The following is a 22,365-nucleotide window of genomic DNA, read 5'->3' as shown; positions in this document are numbered from 1 at the left end:
TTTGATTTTGCTTTTAAGATCAAGATCAAGAGATCGCAGCCTGCGGCAGCTCCTACAGGCTCAGCATTACTTCGCGACCTTGCCGAGTACGCGCAGGCGACTCACACCACCATCCGGGAACACGTTCAGGCGGATGTGGGTGATTGGGCCCAGTGCCTTGATCTGCTCGACGAAGGTGTGTTCGGCGTGCATTTCCAGCTTCTGGCTCGGCAGCAGTTCGCGCCAGAACAGCGACTGGGTTTCGATCTGGCTGTCGGTGCCGCCCTTGACGAACGCGCCCTGGATCGAGCAGGTGTCCGGGTAGTTGCCCTTGAAGTGCAGGGTGTCGACGATGATTTTTTCGATCTCGCCCGGATGGCCCAACGCGACGATCACCCAGTCATTGCCCGGGGTGCGACGACGTGCGGTTTCCCAGCCGTCGCCCATGTTGATGCCACGGCCTGGGTTGAGGATGTTGCTCATGCGGCCGAAGTGTTCGTCGGAGCAGGCGAGGGCGCGGCCGCCGTTGAGGGCTGCAGCCAGATCGACTTGCTCGTTGTCGCCCACCGCGGACCAGTCGCGGAACGGAATACCGTACACGCGCAGACGGGCCACACCACCGTCCGGGAAGATGTTGAAGCGCAGGTGACTGAACGCTTTGTCGTTGCTGATTTCATGGTAGTGGTGGCTGTTGCCCTGCAGCTCGACGGCCGACAGGACTTCAGTCCACTGGGTGTTTTCGTCTGGCTCGCCCGAGGCCAGGAAGCATGCTTCCAGCGAGGCCGATGGCGGGAAGTTGCCGGTGAAGAATGAAGTGTCGATGTCCACGCCTTTGATCGAACCTGGTACACCCAGGCGGATTACCGCGCTGTCGTAGCCTTCGAAGCGCTTGCGGCGCGATTCCCAGCCATCCATCCACTTGCCGTTGTCGTCGAACACACCCTCCTTCCACACGGCCGGGGTCGGCTGAAACAGACGATTGGCGTCTGCGAACCAGTCATCGGTGACCGAGATGATTTTGGTGCCCAGACGGGCATCGGCCAGGTTGACGAACTTCTCGAAAGGTACGGCGTAAGCTTTCATTCTTCTTGTCTGCCTTTAATAAGTTGGCTGGGGATGCTTGCAAGGCCCTGGGTGCTCTCCGCGTTTGACGCACTCGGGCCAGGCTTCGCTAGAGAGTCAGTAAACGGAACAGGGCGATCTTGTTGATCTCCGCCAGCGCGCATTTGAATTCGGTGTCGACCGAGTTGTGAATGCGCGTTTCGAACGCCGCGAGGATCTGATGCCGGTTGCTGCCTTTTACCGCCATGATGAAGGGAAACTTGAACTTGGCCTTGTAGGCGTCGTTCAGCTCGGTGAAGCGCTGGAACTCTTCGGCCGTGCATTGGTGAATACCGGCGCCAGCCTGTTCATTGGTGCTGGCTTCGGTCAGTTGGCCCTGGACGGCGGCTTTGCCGGCCAGGTCCGGGTGAGCATTGATCAGTGCCAGTTGACTGGCGTGATCGGCGCTCAACAAGATGTCGCTCATGCGCTGGTGCAGGGTTTCGATCTCGTCGATCGAGGCGTCCGCTCCCAGGTCGTAGGCCTTCTCGGCTACCCATGGCGAATGTTCGTAGATGTCGGCGAAAGCGTTGACGAAAGCGTCGCGACTCAGGGTCGACGGTTGCAGGGTTTGAAAGCGGCTCATTTGGCGGCCCCTTGATACGGATGGGTTTCGTGCCAGTGGCGCGCGATGTCGACGCGACGGCTGAACCACACCTGTTCATGACTTTTGGCGTATTCGATGAAGCGCTTGAGCGACGCCAGACGCGCCGGACGGCCGATCAGGCGGCAGTGCAGACCGATCGAAAGCATCTTCGGCGCTTCGGCGCCCTCGGCGTAGAGCACGTCGAACGCGTCTTTGAGGTATTCGAAGAAATCGTCGCCCTTGTTGAAACCCTGCACCTGGGTGAAGCGCATGTCATTGGTGTCGAGGGTGTACGGGATCACCAGGTGCGGCTTGCCGGTCGGGTTGTTCGGTTCCCAGTAGGGCAGGTCGTCGTCGTAGGTGTCGCAGTCGTAAAGGAAACCGCCTTCTTCCATCACCAGGCGCCGGGTGTTCGGGCCGGTGCGGCCGGTGTACCAGCCCAGTGGGCGTTCGCCAGTGAGTTCGGTGAGGATGCGGATCGCTTCGAGCATGTGCTCGCGCTCCTGCGCCTCATCCATGTACTGGTAGTCGATCCAGCGGTAGCCGTGGCTGCAGATCTCGTGACCGGCTTCGACCATCGCGCGGATCACATCCGGGTGGCGCTGGGCGGCCATGGCCACGGCGAAGATGGTCAGCGGAATGTCGAATTCCTTGAACAGTTTCAGGATCCGCCAGACGCCGGCGCGGCTGCCATACTCGTAAAGCGATTCCATGCTCATGTTGCGCGCGCCTTGCAGCGGCTGAGCAGCAACCATTTCGGAAAGAAAGGCTTCGGATTCTTTGTCGCCGTGCAGGATGTTGCGCTCGCCGCCTTCTTCGTAATTGAGCACGAAGGACAGGGCGATGCGCGCGTTGCCCGGCCAGTGTGGGTGAGGAGGGTTACTGCCGTAACCGATCAGGTCGCGTGGGTAGTCAGCGCTCACTGCAGTCTTCCTTCTTATTCGTTGACAGGTTTGTGTAACGGCCTGCGCAGGCTGGCGTCACAGCGATGGGCTGATTGTATACAACTTTATTCGCAATTTGTAAGCCTGAATTTTCGCATTTTTCACCGACTGTCATCTTTTGCTGCTAATGGCGTAAGCCTGCAAGAAACCTGCCTGATCAGTCAGCTAATGGCTGTGAGGTTCAATACTCATGCGCCTGAGGAGCAGATCAAGGTGAAACACCCGAATGGCGGGGGTGGTGCGAAAAATGTCGTTTTTATTGTGTACAATTTTTTTGAAAAGTGTCTTAATCAGTCGCTCGCCGCAGCTTTTCGTGCTCCGAATCGGTGCGGTCTCCTTATTACCTGACTTCGGGAGGCGCGAAGTCTGACTGCTCTTTGCGGCCAGGCGCGCAGAATCAATGGGACGTTTGACAACACACGTTTTGGACGCTGCACACGGTTGCCCGGGCAGCTCGATCAAGGTCGAGCTGTACCGCGTTGAAGGTTCGCACCTGGAATTGGTCGCCAGTGCCGTTACCAACAGCGATGGTCGGGTCGATGCGCCGCTGCTGCAAGGCGATGACTACCGCACGGGGGTTTATCAAGTGCAGTTCCACGCCGGCGATTACTACCGCGCCCGTGGTGTGCAACTGCCGGAACCGGCGTTTCTGGACGTGGTGGTGCTGCGTTTTGGCATCTCCGCCGAGCAGGATCACTACCACGTGCCACTGCTGATCTCGCCTTACAGCTATTCCACCTACCGGGGCAGCTGACCCCCAAGCAGCAGCCCCCACCGGGAAGCGACTGCGCATATAGCTTCTTTGGTCTTTCGCCCGCTCACACTGCGGGCTTTTTTTCGTCTGCCTTAAAGTCAAAAGATCGCAGCCTGCGGCAGCTCCTACAGTTTGGAATGCAATCCCNCCGCAGGCTGCGATCTTTTGCTCTTTAACGGCTCAACAGCGACGCAGCGCCCGCACCACTGAACAACCCGGCACTCACCCGGTTGAACCAGCTCTGCCCCTTGCCGCTACGCAGATAGCGCGCCGCACCATGCGCACCCAGCCCGTAAGCCAGTTTGCAGCACAGGTCGAGCACCACCCAGGTCGCGATCATGATCAGCAGTTGCGGCAGGAACGGTTGTTGCGCGCTGAGGAACTGCGGCAGAAACGCGGCGAAAAACAGAATGTCCTTTGGATTGCTGGCGCCCAAGACGAAGGCCCGGCCAAACAGGGTGCGGAAACGTGGCACCGGTGCGGCCTGCGGCACTTCGGCGCCCACCGCTGGCTGACGCGATTGCTGCCAGCTCTGCCAGGCGAGGTAGAACAGGTACAGCGCACCGACGATTTTCAAGGCGCTGAACAACTGTTCTGACGCCAGCAACAGGGCGCCCAACCCCAGCGCCGACGCACTGAGCAGGCAGATCGAGGCGATCACGCCGCCGAGAAACGCCGGATAAGAGCGGCGCAAGCCGTAATTCAGACTGTTGCTGATCATCAGCAAAGACAGCGGCCCCGGAATCAGGATCACCACCAATGCAGCGCCACTGAACAGCAGCCAGGTTTCCAGACTCATCACTTTGCTCCTTTTTTTGTTGTACTCAAGAATGTGCAAAGCCCCACCCGCGAGGGTGAGGCTGGTTTGACGCTTGAACCGCGTGACGCTTACAAGAAGATGAACTTGGCGATGAAGATCGCGCAGAGCACCCACAGGCTGACGGAAATTTCCTTGTACTTGCCGGTACCGGCTTTCAACGCCACGTAGGTGATGAAGCCCAGCGCAATGCCGTCGGCGACCGAGAAGGTCAGCGGCATCATGATCGCGGTGACGATCGCCGGGATGGCGTCAGTGGCTTCATCCCATTCGATGTGCGCCATGCCGCCCATCATCAGCATCGCGACGTAAATCAGTGCACCGGCGGTGGCATAGGCCGGAATCATCCCGGCCAGTGGTGCGAAAAACATCGCGGCTATAAATAGCACACCCACGGTGACTGCGGTAAGACCAGTCCGACCACCAGCGGCTACGCCAGCGGCACTTTCCACATAGCTGGTAACAGGAGGAACACCGACCACCGCGCCGAAAACACTGGAGGCACTGTCGGCTTTCATCGCGCGGGAGAGGTTTTCGATACGCCCGTCAGCGTTGACCAGATTGGCCCGCTGGGCGACGCCCATCAGCGTGCCGGCGGTGTCGAACATGTGTACGAAGAGGAAAGCCAGGACCACGCTGATCATGCTGACGTTGAACACGCCCGCGACGTTCATTGCCATGAAGGTCGGCGCCAGGCTCGGCGGGGTCGACATGATGCCGGAGTAGTGCACGATGCCCAGGCCCCAACCGGCCAGGGTCACGGTGATGATGCTGATGAGGATCGCGCCGAACACCTTGTGGTAGCTGAGGATCGCGATCATCAGGAAGCAGATCGCCGCCAGCAGCGGGCCGGGTTCACGCAGGGAGCCGAGCTTGATCAGCGTCGCCGGGCTGTCGACGACGATACCGGCGGTTTTCAGACCGATCAGCCCGAGGAACAGACCGACACCGGCGCCCATCGCAAAGCGCAGGCTGACCGGGATGCTGTTGAGCAGCCATTCGCGAATCCGCGAGAAGGTCAGGATCATGAACAGTACACCGGAAACGAACACCGCACCGAGCGCGGTTTCCCAGTTGTAGCCCATGGTGCCGACCACGGTGTAAGTGAAAAATGCATTGAGGCCCATGCCCGGTGCCAGGCCCACCGGCCAGTTGGCGTACAGGCCCATCAGCAGGCAGCCGAGTGCGGCGGCGATGCAGGTGGCGACGAAGGCTGCACCGTGATCGATCCCGGCATCGGCCATGATGTTCGGGTTGACGAAGATGATGTAAGCCATGGTGATGAAGGTTGTCAGACCGGCAATCAGCTCGGTCTTCACCGTGGTGCCATGCAAGCTGAGTTTGAAGATGCGCTCCAGCACGCCCGTGCGTAAGGGCGGCGAGAGTTCCAGCGTCGATGCTTCGGATTTGCGGCTTTCCACAGCGAGTACTCCTCAAGAGTTTTATTGTTATTTCCAGGGCCGGACCCATGAGGGGTGGCAGCAGCCCTTTGAGGCATACGCGAATTTGTTGACCATGCGGTCAGGAACTCGCACGCAGTGGATTATGCTTTTGTGTACAAATAAAGCAAATATTGTTTTTGGTTTTGTTTACGAAAGGTCAGGCGATAGGGATATATCGCCCTCAGAGGCCCCATCGATGGCAAGCCAGCTCCCACAGGTTTTGTGTACGCTGCCGATCACTGTGGGAGCTGGCTTGCCAGCGATCAGGCCGGTTCAGTCAATCAAGATGTGACTGAGTGCTCCCAAGCGCCATATTCACCGCCAACCACCCATTCACCGCCGCCTCCCCAGCCTCGGCAAACACCCGCTCAAGCAACTTCACCTGCTCACGGCGCAACGCCTGCTCGAACTTCGCACCTTCTACGGTCAGCTCCAGCAGGCGCTTACGCTTGTCCGCCTCCGACGCCACGCTGTCCACCAAGTGCATTTCCTGCAGCTGGCGCAACGGCATGTTCAGCGCTTGCTTGCTCACGCCGAGCAATCCCAGCAACTCCTTCACGCTCAAATTCGGATAACGCGCGATGAAAAACACAATCCGCTGATGCACCCGGGACAGGCCGCGACGTTCGAGCATTTCGTCGGCCTTGGCGGTGAACGCCTGATAGCCGAAGAAAAACGCTTCCATCGCCTGCTGCTGGCTGGCGGGGTTTTTAAGGTCAAGCATGTTGACGTACTCGCTCAAGCTGTCGTAGTTTCAGTCAACCAGTTTGACTCATTTTTCCCAGGCCTCGCTACCGGTGACTCCCATGGCTTTTTCCGAACGTGTTTCGCGCCTTAAAAGTTCTCTGATCCGTGAAATCCTCGCCGCCGCCCAGCGTCCGGAGGTGATGTCGTTTGCCGGTGGCCTGCCCGCCGAAGCCATGCTGCCGAAAGTCGAATGGGCCGACATGCCGCTGTCCCTCGGCCAATACGGCATGAGCGAAGGCGAGCCGGCGCTGCGTGAGGCGCTGGCGGCGCAGGCGCGAGCGCTGGGTCTGGCGTGCACCGCGAGTCAGGTGCTGGTGGTCAGCGGTTCCCAGCAGACCCTCGATCTGGCCGCCAAGTTGTACATCGACAGGGGTACCGAAATTCTTCTGGAAGCCCCGACCTACCTGGCCGCGTTGCAGATCTTCCAGCTGTTCGGCGCCGATTGCCTGACCGTGCCGCAAGAGTCCGACGGCCCGAACCTGGCGCAACTGCGCAGTCGACTTGAGCAACATCGCCCGGCGTTCATCTACCTGATCCCGACGTTCCAGAACCCCTCCGCCGTGCGCTACAGCGAAGCCAAGCGCGCCGCCGTCGCCGCATTGCTCGATGAATTCGGCGTGACCCTGATCGAAGACGAGCCGTATCGCGAACTGACGTTCGATGGCGGCAGCGCCAAACCGATTGCCGGGCGTTTGAAGAAAGCCAGCTGGATCTACACCGGCACTGTGTCGAAAACCTTGCTCCCGGGTTTGCGCGTCGGCTACCTGATCGCCAGCCCGGACCTGTTTCCGCACCTGCTCAAACTCAAGCAATCGGCGGATCTGCACACCAACCGCATCGGCCAGTGGCAGGCGCTGCAATGGATTGGCAGTGAAAAATATCAGCAGCACCTGAGCGAGTTGCGCGGCTTTTACCGGCAGCGGCGGGATGCTTTCCAGTCAGCGCTGGAAACGCACTTTGCCGATCTGGCGAATTGGAACATGCCGCAGGGCGGGCTGTTCTTCTGGCTGACGCTGAAGCAACCGCTGGATACGCGGACGTTGCTTAACGAGGCGCTGGCCAATGATGTGGCGTTCATGCCGGGCGAGCCGTTCTTTCCCGAGCCGGATAAAAACCTCGGGCACCTGCGTTTGAATTTCAGCCACATCGACCCGGCGCGACTGGATGAAGGGTTGAAGCGACTGGCGGCGGTGGTGAGACAGGCGCAACTAGACAAAGCAGCCTGAAAAAAATAAACCGGCTCGAGGGCCGGTTTATTTTTGACTGGAATTTGGGGTGGCTGAGTAGGCCTCTTCGCGAGCAGGCTCGCTCNGGAAATGCATTTCAAAGGGTGGGAGCGAGCCTGCTCGCGAAGGCGTCAATCAACCCACCACATAATCATCAGACCGCCGCAAACCGCTTATCCAGATAATCAATAATCACCTTGGACTCATACATCCAGGTCGTCTGCCCATTCTCTTCAATGCGCAGGCACGGCACCTTGATCTTGCCGCCCTGACTCAGCAGGGTCTGGCGATCCTGTTCGTTGTTCTTCGCGTCCTTCAGTGCGACCGGCACATTCAGGCGACGCAGGGTGCGGCGGGTTTTCACGCAGAACGGGCAGGCGTGGAACTGATACAGGGTCAGGCCTTTGGCGGCGGCGTTGACTTGTGCCTGTACTTCGGCCGGGCGCTGCTTCTTGCCCGGACGGGTGATGAAGTCGATGAAGATGATCAGTTGGCCAAGGCCGACACGAAGCGCTTTTACGAACACGTTGAAAGCCTCACGGTGCAAAGAGAGAAGGGCGCGCAGCTTACCCGATTTTTCACGGACGAAATAAAACCGGCGATCAACGCCGGTTTTTTCTGCAGCCGATTACTTGATCAGGCTGAGGAACTCGCTGCGAGTCGCCGCGTTTTCGCGGAACTCACCGAGCATCACCGAAGTGATCATCGACGAATTCTGTTTCTCGACACCGCGCATCATCATGCACATGTGCTTGGCCTCGATCACCACGGCCACGCCCAGCGCACCGGTGACTTGCTGCACCGCGTCGGCGATCTGGCGGCTGAGGTTTTCCTGGATCTGCAGGCGGCGGGCGTACATGTCGACGATCCGCGCGACCTTCGACAGGCCCAGCACTTTGCCGCTCGGAATGTACGCGACGTGGGCCTTGCCGATGAACGGCAGCAGGTGGTGTTCGCACAACGAGTACAGCTCGATGTCCTTGACCAGCACCATTTCGCTGTTGTCGGAGCTGAACAGGGCACCGTTGGTGACCTCTTCGAGCGTCTGTTCATAACCGCGGCAGAGGTACTGCATGGCTTTGGCGGCACGCTTTGGCGTGTCGAGCAGGCCCTCGCGGGAGACGTCCTCGCCCAGTTGGCCGAGAATCGCGGTGTAATTCTGTTCCAGGGACATGAAACTACCTGTGGGGATTTTCGCAAAGGGCAAGGGTACGGTGGCGGACACAACCCTGCAAGTTCGGTGTAACGCGATTATTCGTCGCGGCCTTCCATCATGGTGCGTTTGAGCATCACGTACACCGCACCGGCACCGCCGTGTTTTGCCTGACATGAGCAGAAACCGAGCACTTGCGGATGCTGGCGCAGCCACGTGTTGACGTGGCTTTTGATCATCGGCCGCTTGCCGTCCAGGCGCACGGCCTTGCCGTGGGTGACGCGCACGCAGCGGATTTCGAATCGGGTTGCTTCGGCGAGAAACGCCCAAAGCGTCTCGCGGGCCTTTTCCACGTTCATGCCGTGCAGGTCGAGGCTGCCTTCGAACGGGATCTGCCCGATCTTGAGCTTGCGCATCTGGCTTTCCTGCACCCCGTCGCGGGCCCACATCAACTCGTCTTCGGGGCCGACGTCGATCACGAACTGATCGGACAGGCCATCCACGGTGGTGTTGTCGGTGCGCACAGTGGCGGACTGGCGCAGCTTGGCAATGTGCGCGCGGTCAGCCTTGGGTTTGCCGGTGTCGGCGCGGTCGTGCTTGATCGGCTTGACGCCTTGGATCGCACTTTTGAACAGGGAAAAATCGTCGTCTTGCATGTCAGCCTCCGCGAAGGGCGGCCAGTTTACCCAAGTCGAAACAAAACGGCCCGGCAAAAAGCCAGGCCGTGCAGTCAGTCGTGTTTTTTCATCAGGTGCGGGGACATGTTCAGTTCCCGCGATTGCCGGGCGCGACGCCGGCATCGACGCCACAGGGCCACGCCGAAGTACAGGAACAACAAGCCGACCGCGAGAATGATCGCCGAACCCATCGGCGTGGCATTCAAGTCGCCGAGCGCCGGCGGGCGTCCCAGCAGGCTGGCGGCACCGGCCATCGCCAGCAGCACACCGAACGTCGCCAGCATGGCGGCGATCGCTGCGCCGAATCGAAAACGCCAGTTGCTTTGGCCTTTGGGCCGCAAGCGGCGTGCGTCAAATCCATCGGATAACTTCATTCCGACCTTCCTCAATGGGTATCGGCCCTTCGACCGGGAGTTGACCGGGTTGTTCCTGAGGCTAAGGCAATTGAAGCAAATGCGAGGCTTTTGCGGATGAGCGGCGCGGTGAGCCGCTCATTCGCAGAGATCAGATCAGATCTTGAGTCAGGGCGAGGGTGGCGAAGTTGTCGGCCATGATCGCCATTTCCGCTTCCTGTACCACGGCAGCGCTGAGCACGCGGCCCTTGAACGGCAGGTCGCGGGTGGCGCAGGCGTCTTCGACCAGCGTGCAACGGAAACCCAGGTTCTTCGCCGCACGCACGGTGGTGCTGACGCTGGAGTGGCTCATGAAGCCGCAGACGATCAGGTCCAGCGAGCCGAGGTTCTGCAGACGGTCCAGCAGTTCGGTACCGTGAAACGCACTCGGCAGCAGTTTGCCGATGATGGTTTCATCGCCCTGTGGCTCAAGGCCGGGGATGAATTCGCCACGTTCGCCCTGTGGGTCGAACAGGCCACCGACGGTGCCGAGATGACGCACGTGCACGATCGGCCGACCGGCTGCACGGGCCGCAGCGACCAGTTGTTTGATGTTCGCGACGGCCGCGTCCATGCCGCTCAGGGCCAGCGGGCCACTGAGGTACTCTTTCTGGGCATCGATGATGACCACGGTGGCATGGCTCAGTGTGGCCGCTGCGTAACCGCGGCCGCTGAGTTGAAACATCGTTTTTGGAACGGACATTCTGGGGCTCCTTGGGGTGGGGCTTTTGCGGCATTGTCCTCTGGCTGAGCGCTTCTGTGAACCGCTACCATCGTAGGCGCCGTCGTTACTGGCCTGCAGCCTTGTCAAGTTACACGTTCTGTTCAATAGCTGATGCAAAAATCAGAAAGGTCCTACTGTCGCTCCGCTGATTTTCCTGCGTCGTCGGCGGGCGTTTTGGCTGGTAGAATCGCCAGTCGTTTTTTCTGGAGTTCTGCCCCGTGATCACTTCCCGACTTCGTACCCTGCGCGACCACATCCGTTGGGCCGTCAGCCGCTTCCATGGGGAGGATCTGTTTTTCGGCCATGGCACCGACAATGCCTGGGATGAAGCCCGGCAGTTGGTCCTCGGTGCCTTGCACCTGCCATGGGAGATCGCCGACAGCTACCTCGACTGTGCGCTGGAAGACGACGAACTGGTCAACCTGCAACGCCTGCTCAAGCGCCGCATCGAAGAGCGCATCCCGACTGCCTACCTGCTGGGCGAGGCGTGGTTCTGTGGCATGTCGTTCATCGTTGATGAGCGCGTGCTGATCCCGCGTTCACCGATTGGCGAGCTGATCGAAAACCGTTTCGCGCCGTGGATCGGCGACGAGCCGGCACGCATTCTCGACCTGTGCACCGGCTCCGGCTGCATCGGCATCGCCTGCGCCTACGAGTTCCAGAACGCTGAAGTGGTGCTGGCCGATCTGTCGTTCGAAGCGCTGGAGGTGGCCAACCAGAACATCGAGCGCCACGGCGTCGATGAGCGTGTGTACACGGTGCAGGGCGATGGGTTTGACGGGTTGCCAGGTCAGCGTTTCGATCTGATCGTGTCGAACCCGCCGTACGTTGACGCAGAAGATTTCGCCGACATGCCGGACGAATACCAGCACGAACCGGAGCTGGGCCTGGCCTGTGGTGATGACGGCTTGAACCTGGTGCGACGGATGCTCGCCGAGGCGGCGGATCACCTGACCGAGAAGGGTTTGCTGATCGTTGAGGTGGGCAACAGCCAGGTGCACGTCGAAGCGCTGTACCCGGAAGTCGACTTCGCCTGGCTCGATTTCGAGCGCGGCGGGCATGGCGTGTTCATGCTGACCGCAGAGCAGTGCCGTGCTCATCAGGCCCTGTTCGCCTCCCGCGTTTAAGGGCGAAAAGCAAAAGATCGCAGGCTTCGCCAGCTCCTACACGGATCCCCTGTAGGAGCTGCCGCAGGCTGCGATCTTTTGATCTACCGGTGCGTAGCAATCCAGATCAACAACCCCGCCTGAAACACCGCAAATGCCACCAGGCAAGTAATGGTAAAACGCAAACCAGCATCTTCACGCTTGAACTTGCTGACCTTCTCTTCCTGCTTCTTCAGCTTCACTTCCTGCTCGGCCAGGTTCTGCTCGGCCTGCTGCAGCATCTGCGCCGCTTCGAGAATCTCGACGATCTGCAGCTTCTCGCTGTTCCAGTCGCCCAGCAAGTCACCGACCTGCACCTCTTTGACGCTGCCCTTCAAATGCTGGGCGTCGGCGTAGACCACGTCAAAACCATGCACGCGCAAGAAGTGATCGCGACGCAGGCGGGTGTCTTCGTTCAGCGCGTCCTTGTTGTTCAGGTCCATGCCGTCGACGGTGTAGGCGGGCCAGCGTTTTTTCGCCCAATTGATGCCTTGCGCGGCCAGGAAGCGACCGATGCCACGGTTCAGCGGTTCGATCTGCAAGCCGCTGTCGGGGCCGAAATGCACACGCTTGCTGGCGTGATTGACCCACACATCGAGATGGTTCTGCTCTTTGCGCACGCGCTGGCCGGGCAGTTTGATCGCCATGCGCATCAGGCTGTGCTCTTTGCTGTTGCGCTCGGCATAGCCGAATTCGACAAAACGCAACGGCCGGCCACCGGTGTGACGGTCAGTTTGCAGCGGGGCCAGGCGGAGCATCTTGTGGTGCTCGACGCTGACGTCCGCCCATGGCAGCTCGACCGCTGGCGGTGCGTCTTTTTCAGCGGTGGTGTCGGGTGAAGTCGGGGTATCAGTCATAACGGCGAGATCCTGTCCAAGCCCTGCTTGTCGCCAGCCGGTTCGCTGGCGACAAAGGCTTATCGGCCGTTTTTTTCAGGACTGGAGGGTAAACACCGTTTAACGGCTGCGAAGTCCGTCAATAAATTCGATGAGTTTGCCGCCCAGTTCCGCCGCCAGTGGCAAATTCGGGTCCTTGTAGGAGGCCAATTGGCGCTTCACATCGGCAGCGACGATGCGCATGACGTGGTTCATGCCGTCGATTACCACCAGTTCGGCATTGGGATTGGCCGCTTTGAGCGCCTGTGCATCGCCGACGCCGACCTGCATGTCGTTGCTGCCCTGAACGATCAGCGCCGGCATCTTCAACTGTGCAAATGCCTTGGCCGGATCCTGACGGAACAGCGAAATCAGATACGGCTGCACGCTCGGGCGGAAGATCGGTTGCAACGGCGCCGGCACGTCGGCATCGGTGTGACCGGCCTTGAGGCTGTCGAGAATCTGGTTGCTGCGCAACATCAACGGTGGCGGCAGGCTGCGCGCCAGTTGCTCGCGGATCACCTGATCCACCGGGCGCGCGCTGCCGGACAGCGAAATCAGCGCAGCGGCGTCGGCACGCGGGGCGGCGAGGGTGGCAATCAGTGCACCTTCGCTGTGACCGAGCAGAATCAACGGGCCGAAACGCGGATCACTTTTCAGCTTCTGGCTCCAGGCCACAGCATCGTTGACGTAGGCCTCCACCGACAGATTGCGCTCGTCAGGCGTGGCCGCGAAGCTCGCAGCGACACCGCGCTTGTCGTAGCGCACGCTGGCAATGTTGTGTTTGGCCAGCACCCAGGCCAGCCGTTTGAGACTGTCATTGCGCCCGCCATCGGGGTTATTGCCGTCGCGATCTGTGGGACCGGAGCCGGCAAGGATCAGGACAACCGGCACCGGGCTGTCGGATTTTGGCAGCAACAGCGAGCCGAAAAGTTCACCGTTGCCGGTGTCCAGAGAGATCGGGCGCTGCAGGACAGTCGCGTGGGCAAAGCCGGTAAACAGGGTAAGACTCAAGATCAGAACTCGCAGCATCATCACGCCATCATTCGCCAAGGTGCCGGTTGGACTCACCAACACCACTAAGGTTCGAGGATGAACTACTCGGTTAGCCTGCGTATACTGGCGCGCATCACGAATTCGGGTTTGATTTCACGGAGCGTCCTGCATGTCCGGCAATACCTACGGCAAGTTGTTCACTGTCACCACCGCTGGCGAGAGCCATGGTCCGGCGTTGGTCGCCATTGTCGACGGCTGCCCGCCGGGCCTGGAGATCTCCCTCGAAGACCTGCAGCGCGACCTCGATCGCCGCAAGCCGGGCACCAGCCGCCACACCACCCAGCGCCAGGAAGCCGACGAAGTCGAAATCCTCTCCGGCGTGTTCGAAGGGCGCACCACAGGTTGCTCGATCGGCCTGTTGATCCGCAACACCGACCAGAAGTCCAAGGACTACTCGGCGATCAAGGATCTGTTCCGCCCGGCGCACGCCGACTACACCTACCACCACAAATACGGTGAGCGCGATTATCGCGGCGGCGGACGCAGCTCGGCGCGCGAAACCGCCATGCGCGTGGCGGCCGGGGCGATTGCGAAGAAATTCCTCGCCACCCAAGGCATTGTCATCCGTGGCTACATGAGCCAGCTCGGTCCGATCGAAATCCCGTTCAAGACCTGGGATTCGGTGGAACAGAACGCGTTCTTCAGCCCGGACCCGGACAAGGTGCCGGAGCTGGAAGCTTACATGGACCAATTGCGCCGCGATCAGGACTCGGTCGGGGCGAAGATCACCGTGGTTGCGGAGGGCGTGATGCCGGGCCTGGGCGAGCCGATTTTCGATCGCCTCGACGCTGAACTGGCGCACGCACTGATGAGCATCAACGCGGTGAAAGGCGTGGAAATAGGCGCCGGTTTCGCCTGCGTCGCTCAGCGCGGCACCGAGCATCGTGATGAACTGACCCCGGAAGGTTTCCTCAGCAATAACGCTGGCGGCATTCTTGGCGGGATCTCGTCCGGTCAGCCGATTGTGGCTCACTTGGCGTTGAAGCCAACATCGAGCATCACCACCCCGGGCCGTTCGATCGACATCCACGGCAACCCGGTGGACGTGATTACCAAGGGCCGCCATGACCCGTGCGTCGGCATCCGCGCCACGCCCATTGCCGAAGCGATGATGGCCATCGTGTTGATGGACCACCTGCTGCGTCACCGTGGGCAGAACGCCGACGTGCGCGTCAGCACCCCGGTGCTGGGTCAGCTTTGATGGTTGATCGCCAAGCCGTCGCGGCCTGACCGTGGCGGCGCTCCCGTACTGGCGGCTGTCCAGTTTCTATCTGTTCTATTTCGCCTTGCTCGGTTCGACAGCGCCGTTTCTGGCGCTGTACTTCGATCACCTCGGCTTCAGCCCCGCGCGCATCGGCGAACTGGTGGCGATCCCGATGCTGATGCGCTGTGTGGCGCCGAACATCTGGGGCTGGCTCGGTGACTACACCGGCAAACGCCTGGCCATCGTGCGCTTTGGCGCCGTGTGCACGCTGCTGACGTTCTCGCTGATTTTCGTCAGCAAGACCTACGCCTGGCTGGCGATGGTCATGGCGCTGCATGCGTTCTTCTGGCATGCGGTATTGCCGCAATTCGAAGTCATCACCCTTGCGCATTTGCAGGGACAAACCTCGCGCTACAGCCAGATTCGCCTGTGGGGTTCGATCGGTTTCATCATCACCGTGGTCGCGCTGGGCCGTTTGTTCGAATGGCTCAGTCTCGATATCTACCCGGCCGCGCTGGTGCTGATCATGGCCGGCATCGTCCTCAGCAGCCTGTGGGTGCCGAACGCGCAACCCCCGCAAGGTAACCGGCCAAGCGGCGAAGGTTTCCTCAAGCAGCTGCGCAGCCCTGGTGTGCTGGCGTTTTACGCCTGCGTCGCGCTGATGCAGATGAGCCACGGCCCGTATTACACGTTTCTGACTTTGCACCTTGAGCGACTCGGTTATAGCCGTGGTGTGATCGGTATGCTGTGGGCCGTCGGTGTAGTGGCGGAAGTGCTGATGTTCATGGCCATGAGCCGGATTCTCGCGCGGTTTTCCTTGCGTCGGGTGCTGATGGTGAGTTTTCTGCTGGCGGCGCTGCGCTGGTTGCTGCTAGGTTCGTTCGCCGAATTCCTGTGGCTGCTGTTGTTTGCGCAAGTGCTGCACGCGGCGACCTTCGGCAGCTTTCATGCGGCTGCCATCGCGTTCGTGCAACGTAGCTTCGGTGCGCGTCAGCAAGGTCAGGGTCAGGCGCTTTACGCCGCGCTGGCCGGCACCGGTGGCGCGCTCGGTGCGTTGTATTCCGGTTACAGCTGGAATGCCCTCGGCGCGACATTGACCTTTAGTATTGCCAGTCTCGCGGCGCTCGCTGCTGCCGTTATCATTGCCACACGTATGCAAGAGGACAGGCCATGAGCCTTACGCGTGAACAGCTCGCCCAGCAAATCGTCGACGCCGGGCGTTTTCTTTATGGTCGCGGCTGGTCGCCGGCCACCAGCAGCAATTACTCGACGCGCCTGTCGCCGAGCGAAGCGCTGCTGACCGTGTCCGGCAAGCACAAGGGCCAGTTGGGCCTGGACGATGTGCTCGCCACGGATTTGTCCGGCAACAGCCTGGAACCGGGCAAAAAGCCCTCGGCCGAAACCCTGCTCCACACTCAGCTCTACAGCTGGCGCGCGGAAATCGGTGCGGTGCTGCACACCCATTCGGTGAACGCCACGGTCCTGTCGCGGCTGACACCGCAAGACTTTATCGAGTTCGAAGACTACGAACTGCAAAAAGCCTTCAGCGGCATCTCCACCCACGAATCCCGGGTGCGCGTGCCGATCTTCGACAACGATCAGGACATTGCGCGCCTCGCGGCCAAGGTGCAGCCTTGGCTCGACGCCCATCCCGATTGCGTCGGTTACCTGATTCGCGGCCACGGCCTCTACACCTGGGGTGCGCAGATGAGCGATGCCCTGCGGCAGATCGAGGCTTTTGAATTTCTGTTTGAATGCGAGTTGAAAACCCGCAGCGTCATGAACCGCCAAGGCTGACTTCACCAGAAGCCGCCCATTTGCCTGATGAAATGCACTGCCCGACCGGTCTGCAAGAACCGGACGGCAAGGCCGTTACCGAGGAATTGCCCATGAGCAGCCTGTCCGTTTATCACGTATCCAGCCCCGAGATTCCGAACAAGGTGCTGACCCATTTCGAAGACATCGCCTCGACGCTCGCCGAGCAGGGCGTACGCTTCGACCGCTGGCAAGCCGCGACGAAGATCCAGCCCGGTGCCAGCCAGGAAGAGGTGATCAGCGCCTATCAGGAGCAGATCGACAAGCTGATGACCGAGCGCGGTTACATCACCGTCGATGTGATCAGCCTCAACAGCGATCACCCGCAAAAAGCCGAACTGCGCGCCAAGTTCCTTGAAGAACACCGCCATGGCGAGGACGAAGTGCGCTTTTTCGTCGCCGGTCGGGGCCTGTTTACTTTGCACATCGACGATTACGTGTACGCGGTGCTGTGCGAGAAGAACGACCTGATCTCGGTGCCGGCCGGCACCAAACACTGGTTCGACATGGGCGAGCACCCGCATTTCGTGGCGATTCGCCTGTTCAACAACCCGGAAGGCTGGGTCGCCAACTTCACCGGCGAAGACATCGCCGGGCGCTTCCCGCGTCTGGAGGACTGAGCCGATGTCGATCAAAGTCATCCTCACCGACATTGAAGGCACCACCAGCGCGGTGAGTTTCGTTTTTGATGTGCTGTTCCCGTATGCGGCCAAACACCTGCCGGACTTCGTGCGGCAGAATGCCGAGCGCGCCGATGTCGCCGAGCAGATCGCCGCCGTGCGCCGCGACAACAACGAGCCGCAGGCCGATGTTGAACGGGTGGTGGAAATCCTCCTGAGCTGGATCGCCGAAGACCGCAAGGCCACGCCGCTCAAAGCGCTGCAAGGCATGGTCTGGGCGCAGGGCTATCAAGCCGGGCAGTTGAAAGGCCACGTCTACCCGGATGCCGTTGAAGCGCTCAAGCGCTGGCATCAGGCCGGTTATCAACTGTTTGTGTATTCGTCGGGTTCGATCCAGGCGCAGAAGCTGATTTTCGGCTGCTCCGAGGCGGGGGATCTGACACCGCTGTTCAGCGGTTACTTCGACACCACGTCGGGGCCTAAACGCGAAGAACAGTCCTATCGCAACATCCAACAGGCAATTGGCGTCGAGCCGGGGGAGATTCTGTTTCTGTCGGACATCGTCGAGGAACTGGATGCCGCGCAGGCTGCCGGTTTGCAGACCTGCGGCCTGGCTCGCGAGGGTGGGGAGCTGGGAAGCCATATCACCGTCGACAGCTTCACCGGCATCGAACCCGAAGCCTTCTAACCACACACAACCCCTGTAGGAGCTGCCGAAGGCTGCGATCTTTTGATCTTGATTTGGTATTAAAGATCAAGATCAAAAGATCGCAGCCTTCGGCAGCTCCTACATAAGCATTGCGTACAAACAAAAGGCCGTGGAGCAGATGCTTCACGGCCTTTTTTGTTTAATGCGTTTACATTTTTACAGCGAGTGATACGTCGGCAGGGCAAAACGCTGCTGGCTTTGCAGCATTGCAATCTGCGGCAGTTCACTGGCTTCTTCTGCCAGGTCACGACGGATGGCGCTGATTGCCCATGACAGTTGGTCGGCGTTGTGCATTTGCTGGTAGGTCAAGGCGCGCTTGAACACTTTGCCTTCGCTGCTGCGCAAGGTCAGCAAAATCCCGCCATCAGGACGCGGTGCAGTGGTGACGTTGAAGTTGGAGAACAGGGAGGTAAATTTTTCTTGAATCAGGCTCATGTCTTTCAGCTCCGTATGCACTTGAAGGGCAAGCATGCAGAGGAGGTTGCAGCGATTGTGCCAGTATTTGAAAAATAAAAAATCCTTTAAAATCAATAGTTTGAAAATCATGAAATTTGCACGGGTCGTGCAAACTGCATGAATGGCCATCGTGCATCCTGCATTTTGCGGGATTCTCTTCAGTTGGACGGAACCAAATGGCAAAGGCGCAATCTCCGCTGCCAGGCATGAGCGGGCGGATACAAAACATTGCAAAAACCGCGTGTACAGCTTGAGAAGCGCTGTCGTATTTTCGATCCCGACCTTGCCCGCAACGCAGGTCATGCCACGGCCCGAACAATAAGAAACCGGCCAGCCAGGTCGAACGGGGAACTGCCATGAGTCACGCGCCGAGCGACACGATTACCTGGAGCATGATGCTCCGCAAACTGCCGACAATCGCCAAAGCCATCCCGCGGGTGGTCAAGGGCATGAAAGTCGCCAACGTCACGGATCCGACCCAAACGTGTGGCCTCGGCTGGACCTTCGAGCAGGCAACCCTGCGTAACCCTGAAGGCCTGGCGATCCTGCAGGACAACGTCTTGCTGACCTACGCGCAGGTCAACCAATGGGCCAATCGCATCGCCCACTATTTGAGTGCGCAGGGCATCGGCAAGGGCGATGTGGTCGCGGTGTTCATCGAAAACCGCCCGGAACTGCTGGTGGCCATTCTGGCCTTGGCCAAACTCGGTGCCGTTAGCGCATTGCTCAACACCTCGCAGACTCGCGATACGCTGATTCACAGCATCAATCTGGTGGCGCCAGTGGCGATCGTGCTCGGTGAAGAACTGCAGCCGGCGTTTGCCGCGATCCGCGAGCAGGTGTCGATCCCGGCGCAGCGCACCTGGTTTATCGCTGACCGCGACACCTACAGCCACCCGGGCATTGCGCCCGAGGGCTACCTCAACCTGATCAGTGCCAGTGCCGATGCGTCCGGTGACAACCCGCCCAGCAGCGGCGAAGTGTTCTTCAACGATCCGTGTTTTTACATCTACACCTCCGGCACCACCGGCCTGCCCAAGGCCGGGGTGTTCAAGCACGGTCGCTGGATGCGCAGTTCGGCCAGCTTCGGCATGATCGCCCTGAACATGACGCCCGACGACGTCGTCTATTGCACTTTGCCGCTGTACCACGCCACGGGGCTCTGCGTGTGCTGGGGCTCGGCGATCAACGGTGCTTCCGGGTTCGCCATCCGCCGCAAGTTCAGCGCCAGCCAGTTCTGGCCGGACGTGCGTCGCTATAACGCGACCACCCTCGGGTATGTCGGCGAATTGTGCCGCTATCTGGTCGATCAACCACCCAGCGCCGATGACAGCCGTCACGCCGTGCGCAAGATGATCGGCAACGGCTTGCGTCCCGGCGCCTGGGCCGAGTTCAAGACCCGGTTTGCCGTCGAGCACATCTGCGAGCTGTACGCGGCGAGTGACGGCAATATCGGCTTCAGCAACATTCTCAACTTCGACAACACCATTGGTTTCTCGCTGATGGCCTGGGAACTGGTGGCATACGACCACGACAGCGGGCAGCCGCTGCGCAGCGCCAACGGCTTCATGCGCAAGGTCGGCAAGGGCGAGCAGGGCTTGCTGCTGGCACGGATCGATGAAAAGGCCCCGCTGGACGGTTACACCGACCCAGAGAAAACCGCCAGAGTGGTGCTACATGATGTGTTCAGCAAGGGCGACCGCTTCTTCAATACCGGCGACTTGCTGCGCAATATCGGTTTCGGCCATGCGCAGTTTGTCGATCGCCTCGGCGATACCTACCGCTGGAAGGGCGAAAACGTCTCGACCACGGAAGTGGAAAACCTGTTGTTGCAGCATCCGCACATTTCCGAGGCGGTGGCCTACGGTGTGGAAGTGCGCAACACCAACGGTCGCGCCGGGATGGCCGCCATTACGCCCGCCGAGTCACTGGCGACCCTGGATTTCACTGAATTGCTCGCATTCGCCCGTCAGCGCATGCCGGCCTATGCGGTGCCGCTGTTCCTGCGGGTGAAGGTGAAAATGGAAACCACCGGGACGTTCAAATACCAGAAGACCCGTTTGAAAAACGAGGGCTTCGACCCCGCCCAGACGGGGGATGACCCAATCTATGCCTGGTTGCCCGGCACTCAGACTTACGTGCAGGTGACGGATCAGGTGCTGACCGATATTCATCAGGGCAAGTACCGCTATTGAGATTGGCTATGGCCGGACTTGAGAAAAAGGGGGTGACAGCTATCGTCGCGCTCGGGAAACTGTCGGCTTTGCGAATAACCGAAAGTGGAGTTGCCCATGTCTGACCAAAGCCGCCAGATGACCCCTGAAGAAGCTGCCGAATTCACCGAGCAGGTTTTCAACAAGGCGCGCGAAGGTGATGCGCTGATGCTTGATCGGCTGATCAGCGCCGGTTTGCCGGTGAACCTGAAAAACAGCAAGGGCGACACGCTCTTGATGCTCGCCAGTTACTACGGCCACGTCGACGCGGTGCAGGTGCTGCTCAAGCACAAGGCCGACCCGGAAATGCGCAACGGCAACGGCCAGAGCCCGATTGCCGGTGCCGCGTTCAAAGGCGATCTGGCGGTGGTCAAGGCGCTGGTGGAAGCGGGGGCCGAGATCGAAGGCTCGTCCTTTGACGGACGCACGGCGTTGATGATGGCGGCGATGTTCAACCGCGTTGAAATCGTCGATTACCTGCTCGGCAAAGGCGCGGATCCGCAAGCCAAAGATGCCAATGGCATCACCGCGCTGGATGCGGCGCGGACCATGGGGGCGGTCGATACCACGGCGCAGCTGGAAAAGCTGTTGGGCTGATAAGGTCAAAAGATCGCAGCCTGCGGCAGCTCCTACAGGTCTCACATTCGTTCGCCAAATGGGCGCGGAACTTGTAGGAGCTGCCGCAGGCTGCGATCTTTTGCTTTGTGCGCTATCCTCCGCGCCCTCAAATTCAACCTTCCACAGGATCCGCCCTCATGAAAGCCGCACTCGTCGAACTCATTAGCAAAATCAGCTCCGGCTGCATGGGCGAGGACGAGATCCTGAACGTGGCCGACGAAGCGGCGCAGGCCTACGCCGATGCCGATGCGTTCCTCGCGGCCAACCCGGACATCAACTACGACGACACCTTCCCGATTCCGCTGGGTGAGTGGGTGGTGGTCGGCAGCCTGCCGGACACCGTGCTGTTCCAGGCCGACACCTACGTTGACCTGTTCGCGCAGATCGTCGCCTCGTTCGGCCCGGGCGTCGAATTCAACCTCAAGCCCAAGCAACTGGCCAAGACCGAGGCACTGACCGCACTCAACCGCATTCAGGTGCAGATGAGCAGCCTGAACAAGGAAAACGGCGGTTACACGCTGATGAACTTCAGTCAGCTGCTCGATGACGAGCTGCAAGTGGTGCTGGTCTACGGCAACGACGTGCCACGAGTGCTGGAGCTGTGTGCCGAAGTCGGCATCGCGGCGGCGCCGTCCCTGGAAGCGCTGAAAGTCGCCGTTCACGTCTGAACGCAATAAAAGGGAACCCTGCGCGCGACCGTCTATCCTAAAAGTGCATGCCACTAATCTGGAGTGACACCATGGGTTCCACGTTCAACGGGCTGATTGGCCTGATCATTCTTGCCCTCGACATCTGGGCCATTATCAACGTACTGAAAAGCGGTGCCGAGACCGGGATGAAAATCCTCTGGGTCCTGCTGATTATCCTCCTGCCGGTGCTGGGTCTGATCATCTGGGCGATTGCCGGGCCGCGGGGCAATGTGCGGGTCTGAAGAACACTGTAATACCCCTGTAGGAGCTGCCGAAGGCTGCGATCTTTTGACTTTGTTTTTTTTAAAACAGAGATCAAAAGATCGCAGCCTTCGGCAGCTCCTACATGGATTGTGGATTGTCGATAAACAGAGGTTCGACCTGTCATCTTCGGCAACGTAGAATGCGCGCCTTTCCCGGGCA

At 60.0% G+C, this 22,365-nt stretch carries 26 protein-coding genes; 12 read left to right on the top strand and 14 right to left on the bottom strand.

Annotated elements, in window-relative coordinates:
- Positions 1–66: 66 nt before the first annotated feature.
- The 3 genes from alc to puuE form a co-directional block, all read right to left on the bottom strand.
- Positions 67–1,062, bottom strand: coding sequence for an allantoicase (gene alc, locus ACTJKS_RS12305; protein ID WP_108182125.1), 996 nt, complete (start codon positions 1,060–1,062; stop codon positions 67–69).
- A gap of 88 nt (positions 1,063–1,150) precedes the next feature.
- A complete protein-coding gene (gene uraD, locus ACTJKS_RS12300; RefSeq protein WP_047292945.1) occupies positions 1,151–1,666 on the bottom strand; it encodes a 2-oxo-4-hydroxy-4-carboxy-5-ureidoimidazoline decarboxylase in 516 nt (171 codons plus the stop codon).
- The gene (gene puuE, locus ACTJKS_RS12295) at positions 1,663–2,589 is read right to left on the bottom strand and encodes an allantoinase PuuE (protein ID WP_039769896.1); all 927 of its coding nucleotides are present in this window, start codon (positions 2,587–2,589) and stop codon (positions 1,663–1,665) included. Before puuE ends, uraD begins: the two co-directional genes overlap by 4 nt.
- Before the next feature lie 421 nt (positions 2,590–3,010).
- Here puuE and uraH point away from each other — a divergent pair, with 421 nt between their 5' ends.
- On the top strand, positions 3,011–3,364 hold the full coding sequence (gene uraH, locus ACTJKS_RS12290) for a hydroxyisourate hydrolase (protein ID WP_007913983.1): 354 nt from the start codon (positions 3,011–3,013) through the stop codon (positions 3,362–3,364).
- A 172-nt stretch (positions 3,365–3,536) separates the two neighbouring features.
- Here the strand turns inward: uraH and ACTJKS_RS12285 are convergent, their stop codons facing one another.
- The 3 genes from ACTJKS_RS12285 to ACTJKS_RS12275 all read right to left on the bottom strand — a co-directional run bounded on the left by ACTJKS_RS12285 (position 3,537) and on the right by ACTJKS_RS12275 (position 6,347).
- Positions 3,537–4,163 carry a LysE family translocator gene (locus ACTJKS_RS12285; protein ID WP_003223174.1) on the bottom strand — a complete coding sequence of 209 codons (627 nt, stop codon included), beginning with the start codon at positions 4,161–4,163 and terminating at the stop codon, positions 3,537–3,539.
- Positions 4,164–4,252: 89 nt separating this feature from the next.
- Positions 4,253–5,602 carry an NCS2 family permease gene (locus ACTJKS_RS12280; RefSeq protein ID WP_041068843.1) on the bottom strand — a complete coding sequence of 450 codons (1,350 nt, stop codon included), beginning with the start codon at positions 5,600–5,602 and terminating at the stop codon, positions 4,253–4,255.
- 298 nt (positions 5,603–5,900) lie between these two features.
- Complete coding sequence (locus ACTJKS_RS12275; protein WP_047293052.1) at positions 5,901–6,347, bottom strand: MarR family winged helix-turn-helix transcriptional regulator; 447 nt, start codon at positions 6,345–6,347, stop codon at positions 5,901–5,903.
- Positions 6,348–6,429: 82 nt separating this feature from the next.
- On the opposite strand from ACTJKS_RS12275, the gene ACTJKS_RS12270 reads away from it, so the two are divergent.
- Complete coding sequence (locus tag ACTJKS_RS12270; RefSeq protein WP_108182127.1) at positions 6,430–7,596, top strand: aminotransferase-like domain-containing protein; 1,167 nt, start codon at positions 6,430–6,432, stop codon at positions 7,594–7,596.
- 154 nt (positions 7,597–7,750) lie between these two features.
- Here the strand turns inward: ACTJKS_RS12270 and ACTJKS_RS12265 are convergent, their stop codons facing one another.
- The 5 genes from ACTJKS_RS12265 to ACTJKS_RS12245 form a co-directional block, all read right to left on the bottom strand.
- Complete coding sequence (locus ACTJKS_RS12265) at positions 7,751–8,122, bottom strand: glutathione S-transferase N-terminal domain-containing protein (RefSeq protein WP_041068931.1); 372 nt, start codon at positions 8,120–8,122, stop codon at positions 7,751–7,753.
- A gap of 102 nt (positions 8,123–8,224) precedes the next feature.
- On the bottom strand, positions 8,225–8,770 hold the full coding sequence (folE, locus tag ACTJKS_RS12260; RefSeq protein ID WP_003204506.1) for a GTP cyclohydrolase I FolE: 546 nt from the start codon (positions 8,768–8,770) through the stop codon (positions 8,225–8,227).
- A 77-nt stretch (positions 8,771–8,847) separates the two neighbouring features.
- On the bottom strand, positions 8,848–9,405 hold the full coding sequence (locus tag ACTJKS_RS12255; RefSeq protein WP_041068854.1) for a Smr/MutS family protein: 558 nt from the start codon (positions 9,403–9,405) through the stop codon (positions 8,848–8,850).
- Between the two features lie 74 nt (positions 9,406–9,479).
- Positions 9,480–9,800, bottom strand: a complete 321-nt coding sequence (locus tag ACTJKS_RS12250; RefSeq protein WP_041068857.1) for a hypothetical protein — start codon at positions 9,798–9,800, stop codon at positions 9,480–9,482.
- Between the two features lie 130 nt (positions 9,801–9,930).
- Positions 9,931–10,521 carry a cysteine hydrolase family protein gene (locus ACTJKS_RS12245; RefSeq protein ID WP_003223193.1) on the bottom strand — a complete coding sequence of 197 codons (591 nt, stop codon included), beginning with the start codon at positions 10,519–10,521 and terminating at the stop codon, positions 9,931–9,933.
- A 239-nt stretch (positions 10,522–10,760) separates the two neighbouring features.
- Here ACTJKS_RS12245 and prmB point away from each other — a divergent pair, with 239 nt between their 5' ends.
- Complete coding sequence (gene prmB, locus ACTJKS_RS12240; RefSeq protein WP_047292951.1) at positions 10,761–11,669, top strand: 50S ribosomal protein L3 N(5)-glutamine methyltransferase; 909 nt, start codon at positions 10,761–10,763, stop codon at positions 11,667–11,669.
- An 83-nt stretch (positions 11,670–11,752) separates the two neighbouring features.
- On the opposite strand, the gene ACTJKS_RS12235 is transcribed toward prmB, so the two are convergent.
- Positions 11,753–12,544: a hypothetical protein gene (locus ACTJKS_RS12235; RefSeq protein ID WP_262948038.1), complete on the bottom strand. Its 792-nt coding sequence runs from the start codon at positions 12,542–12,544 to the stop codon at positions 11,753–11,755.
- 99 nt (positions 12,545–12,643) lie between these two features.
- The gene (locus ACTJKS_RS12230) at positions 12,644–13,597 is read right to left on the bottom strand and encodes an alpha/beta hydrolase (RefSeq protein ID WP_262948037.1); all 954 of its coding nucleotides are present in this window, start codon (positions 13,595–13,597) and stop codon (positions 12,644–12,646) included.
- 130 nt (positions 13,598–13,727) lie between these two features.
- Between ACTJKS_RS12230 and aroC the strand changes: the two genes are divergently transcribed.
- The 5 genes from aroC to mtnC all read left to right on the top strand — a co-directional run bounded on the left by aroC (position 13,728) and on the right by mtnC (position 17,945).
- The gene (gene aroC, locus ACTJKS_RS12225; protein ID WP_041068866.1) at positions 13,728–14,819 is read left to right on the top strand and encodes a chorismate synthase; all 1,092 of its coding nucleotides are present in this window, start codon (positions 13,728–13,730) and stop codon (positions 14,817–14,819) included.
- A 31-nt stretch (positions 14,820–14,850) separates the two neighbouring features.
- The gene (locus tag ACTJKS_RS12220; RefSeq protein ID WP_108182130.1) at positions 14,851–15,996 is read left to right on the top strand and encodes an MFS transporter; all 1,146 of its coding nucleotides are present in this window, start codon (positions 14,851–14,853) and stop codon (positions 15,994–15,996) included.
- Positions 15,993–16,619, top strand: coding sequence for a methylthioribulose 1-phosphate dehydratase (locus tag ACTJKS_RS12215; protein WP_041068872.1), 627 nt, complete (start codon positions 15,993–15,995; stop codon positions 16,617–16,619). The genes ACTJKS_RS12220 and ACTJKS_RS12215 overlap by 4 nt, the downstream gene beginning before the upstream one ends.
- A 92-nt stretch (positions 16,620–16,711) precedes the next feature.
- A complete protein-coding gene (locus ACTJKS_RS12210) occupies positions 16,712–17,257 on the top strand; it encodes a 1,2-dihydroxy-3-keto-5-methylthiopentene dioxygenase (protein ID WP_047293056.1) in 546 nt (181 codons plus the stop codon).
- Positions 17,258–17,261: 4 nt separating this feature from the next.
- Positions 17,262–17,945, top strand: coding sequence for an acireductone synthase (gene mtnC, locus ACTJKS_RS12205; protein WP_108182131.1), 684 nt, complete (start codon positions 17,262–17,264; stop codon positions 17,943–17,945).
- A gap of 177 nt (positions 17,946–18,122) precedes the next feature.
- Here the strand turns inward: mtnC and ACTJKS_RS12200 are convergent, their stop codons facing one another.
- Positions 18,123–18,401: a DUF3509 domain-containing protein gene (locus ACTJKS_RS12200; RefSeq protein ID WP_027613327.1), complete on the bottom strand. Its 279-nt coding sequence runs from the start codon at positions 18,399–18,401 to the stop codon at positions 18,123–18,125.
- Between the two features lie 377 nt (positions 18,402–18,778).
- On the opposite strand from ACTJKS_RS12200, the gene ACTJKS_RS12195 reads away from it, so the two are divergent.
- From ACTJKS_RS12195 to ACTJKS_RS12180, 4 genes are all read left to right on the top strand, one after another.
- On the top strand, positions 18,779–20,617 hold the full coding sequence (locus ACTJKS_RS12195; protein WP_108182132.1) for a long-chain-acyl-CoA synthetase: 1,839 nt from the start codon (positions 18,779–18,781) through the stop codon (positions 20,615–20,617).
- A 96-nt stretch (positions 20,618–20,713) separates the two neighbouring features.
- Positions 20,714–21,232: an ankyrin repeat domain-containing protein gene (locus tag ACTJKS_RS12190; RefSeq protein ID WP_108182133.1), complete on the top strand. Its 519-nt coding sequence runs from the start codon at positions 20,714–20,716 to the stop codon at positions 21,230–21,232.
- A 158-nt stretch (positions 21,233–21,390) separates the two neighbouring features.
- Positions 21,391–21,921 carry a hypothetical protein gene (locus ACTJKS_RS12185; RefSeq protein WP_047292960.1) on the top strand — a complete coding sequence of 177 codons (531 nt, stop codon included), beginning with the start codon at positions 21,391–21,393 and terminating at the stop codon, positions 21,919–21,921.
- A gap of 71 nt (positions 21,922–21,992) precedes the next feature.
- Positions 21,993–22,184, top strand: a complete 192-nt coding sequence (locus ACTJKS_RS12180) for a PLDc N-terminal domain-containing protein (protein ID WP_007960694.1) — start codon at positions 21,993–21,995, stop codon at positions 22,182–22,184.
- The last annotated feature ends 181 nt before the right edge of the window (positions 22,185–22,365 follow it).

Source organism: Pseudomonas sp. 22189, from assembly GCF_052045635.1.
Lineage (GTDB): Bacteria > Pseudomonadota > Gammaproteobacteria > Pseudomonadales > Pseudomonadaceae > Aquipseudomonas > Aquipseudomonas parakoreensis.
Note: the sequence above shows the minus strand (reverse complement) of the source record. Positions and strands in the feature narration are given on the sequence as shown.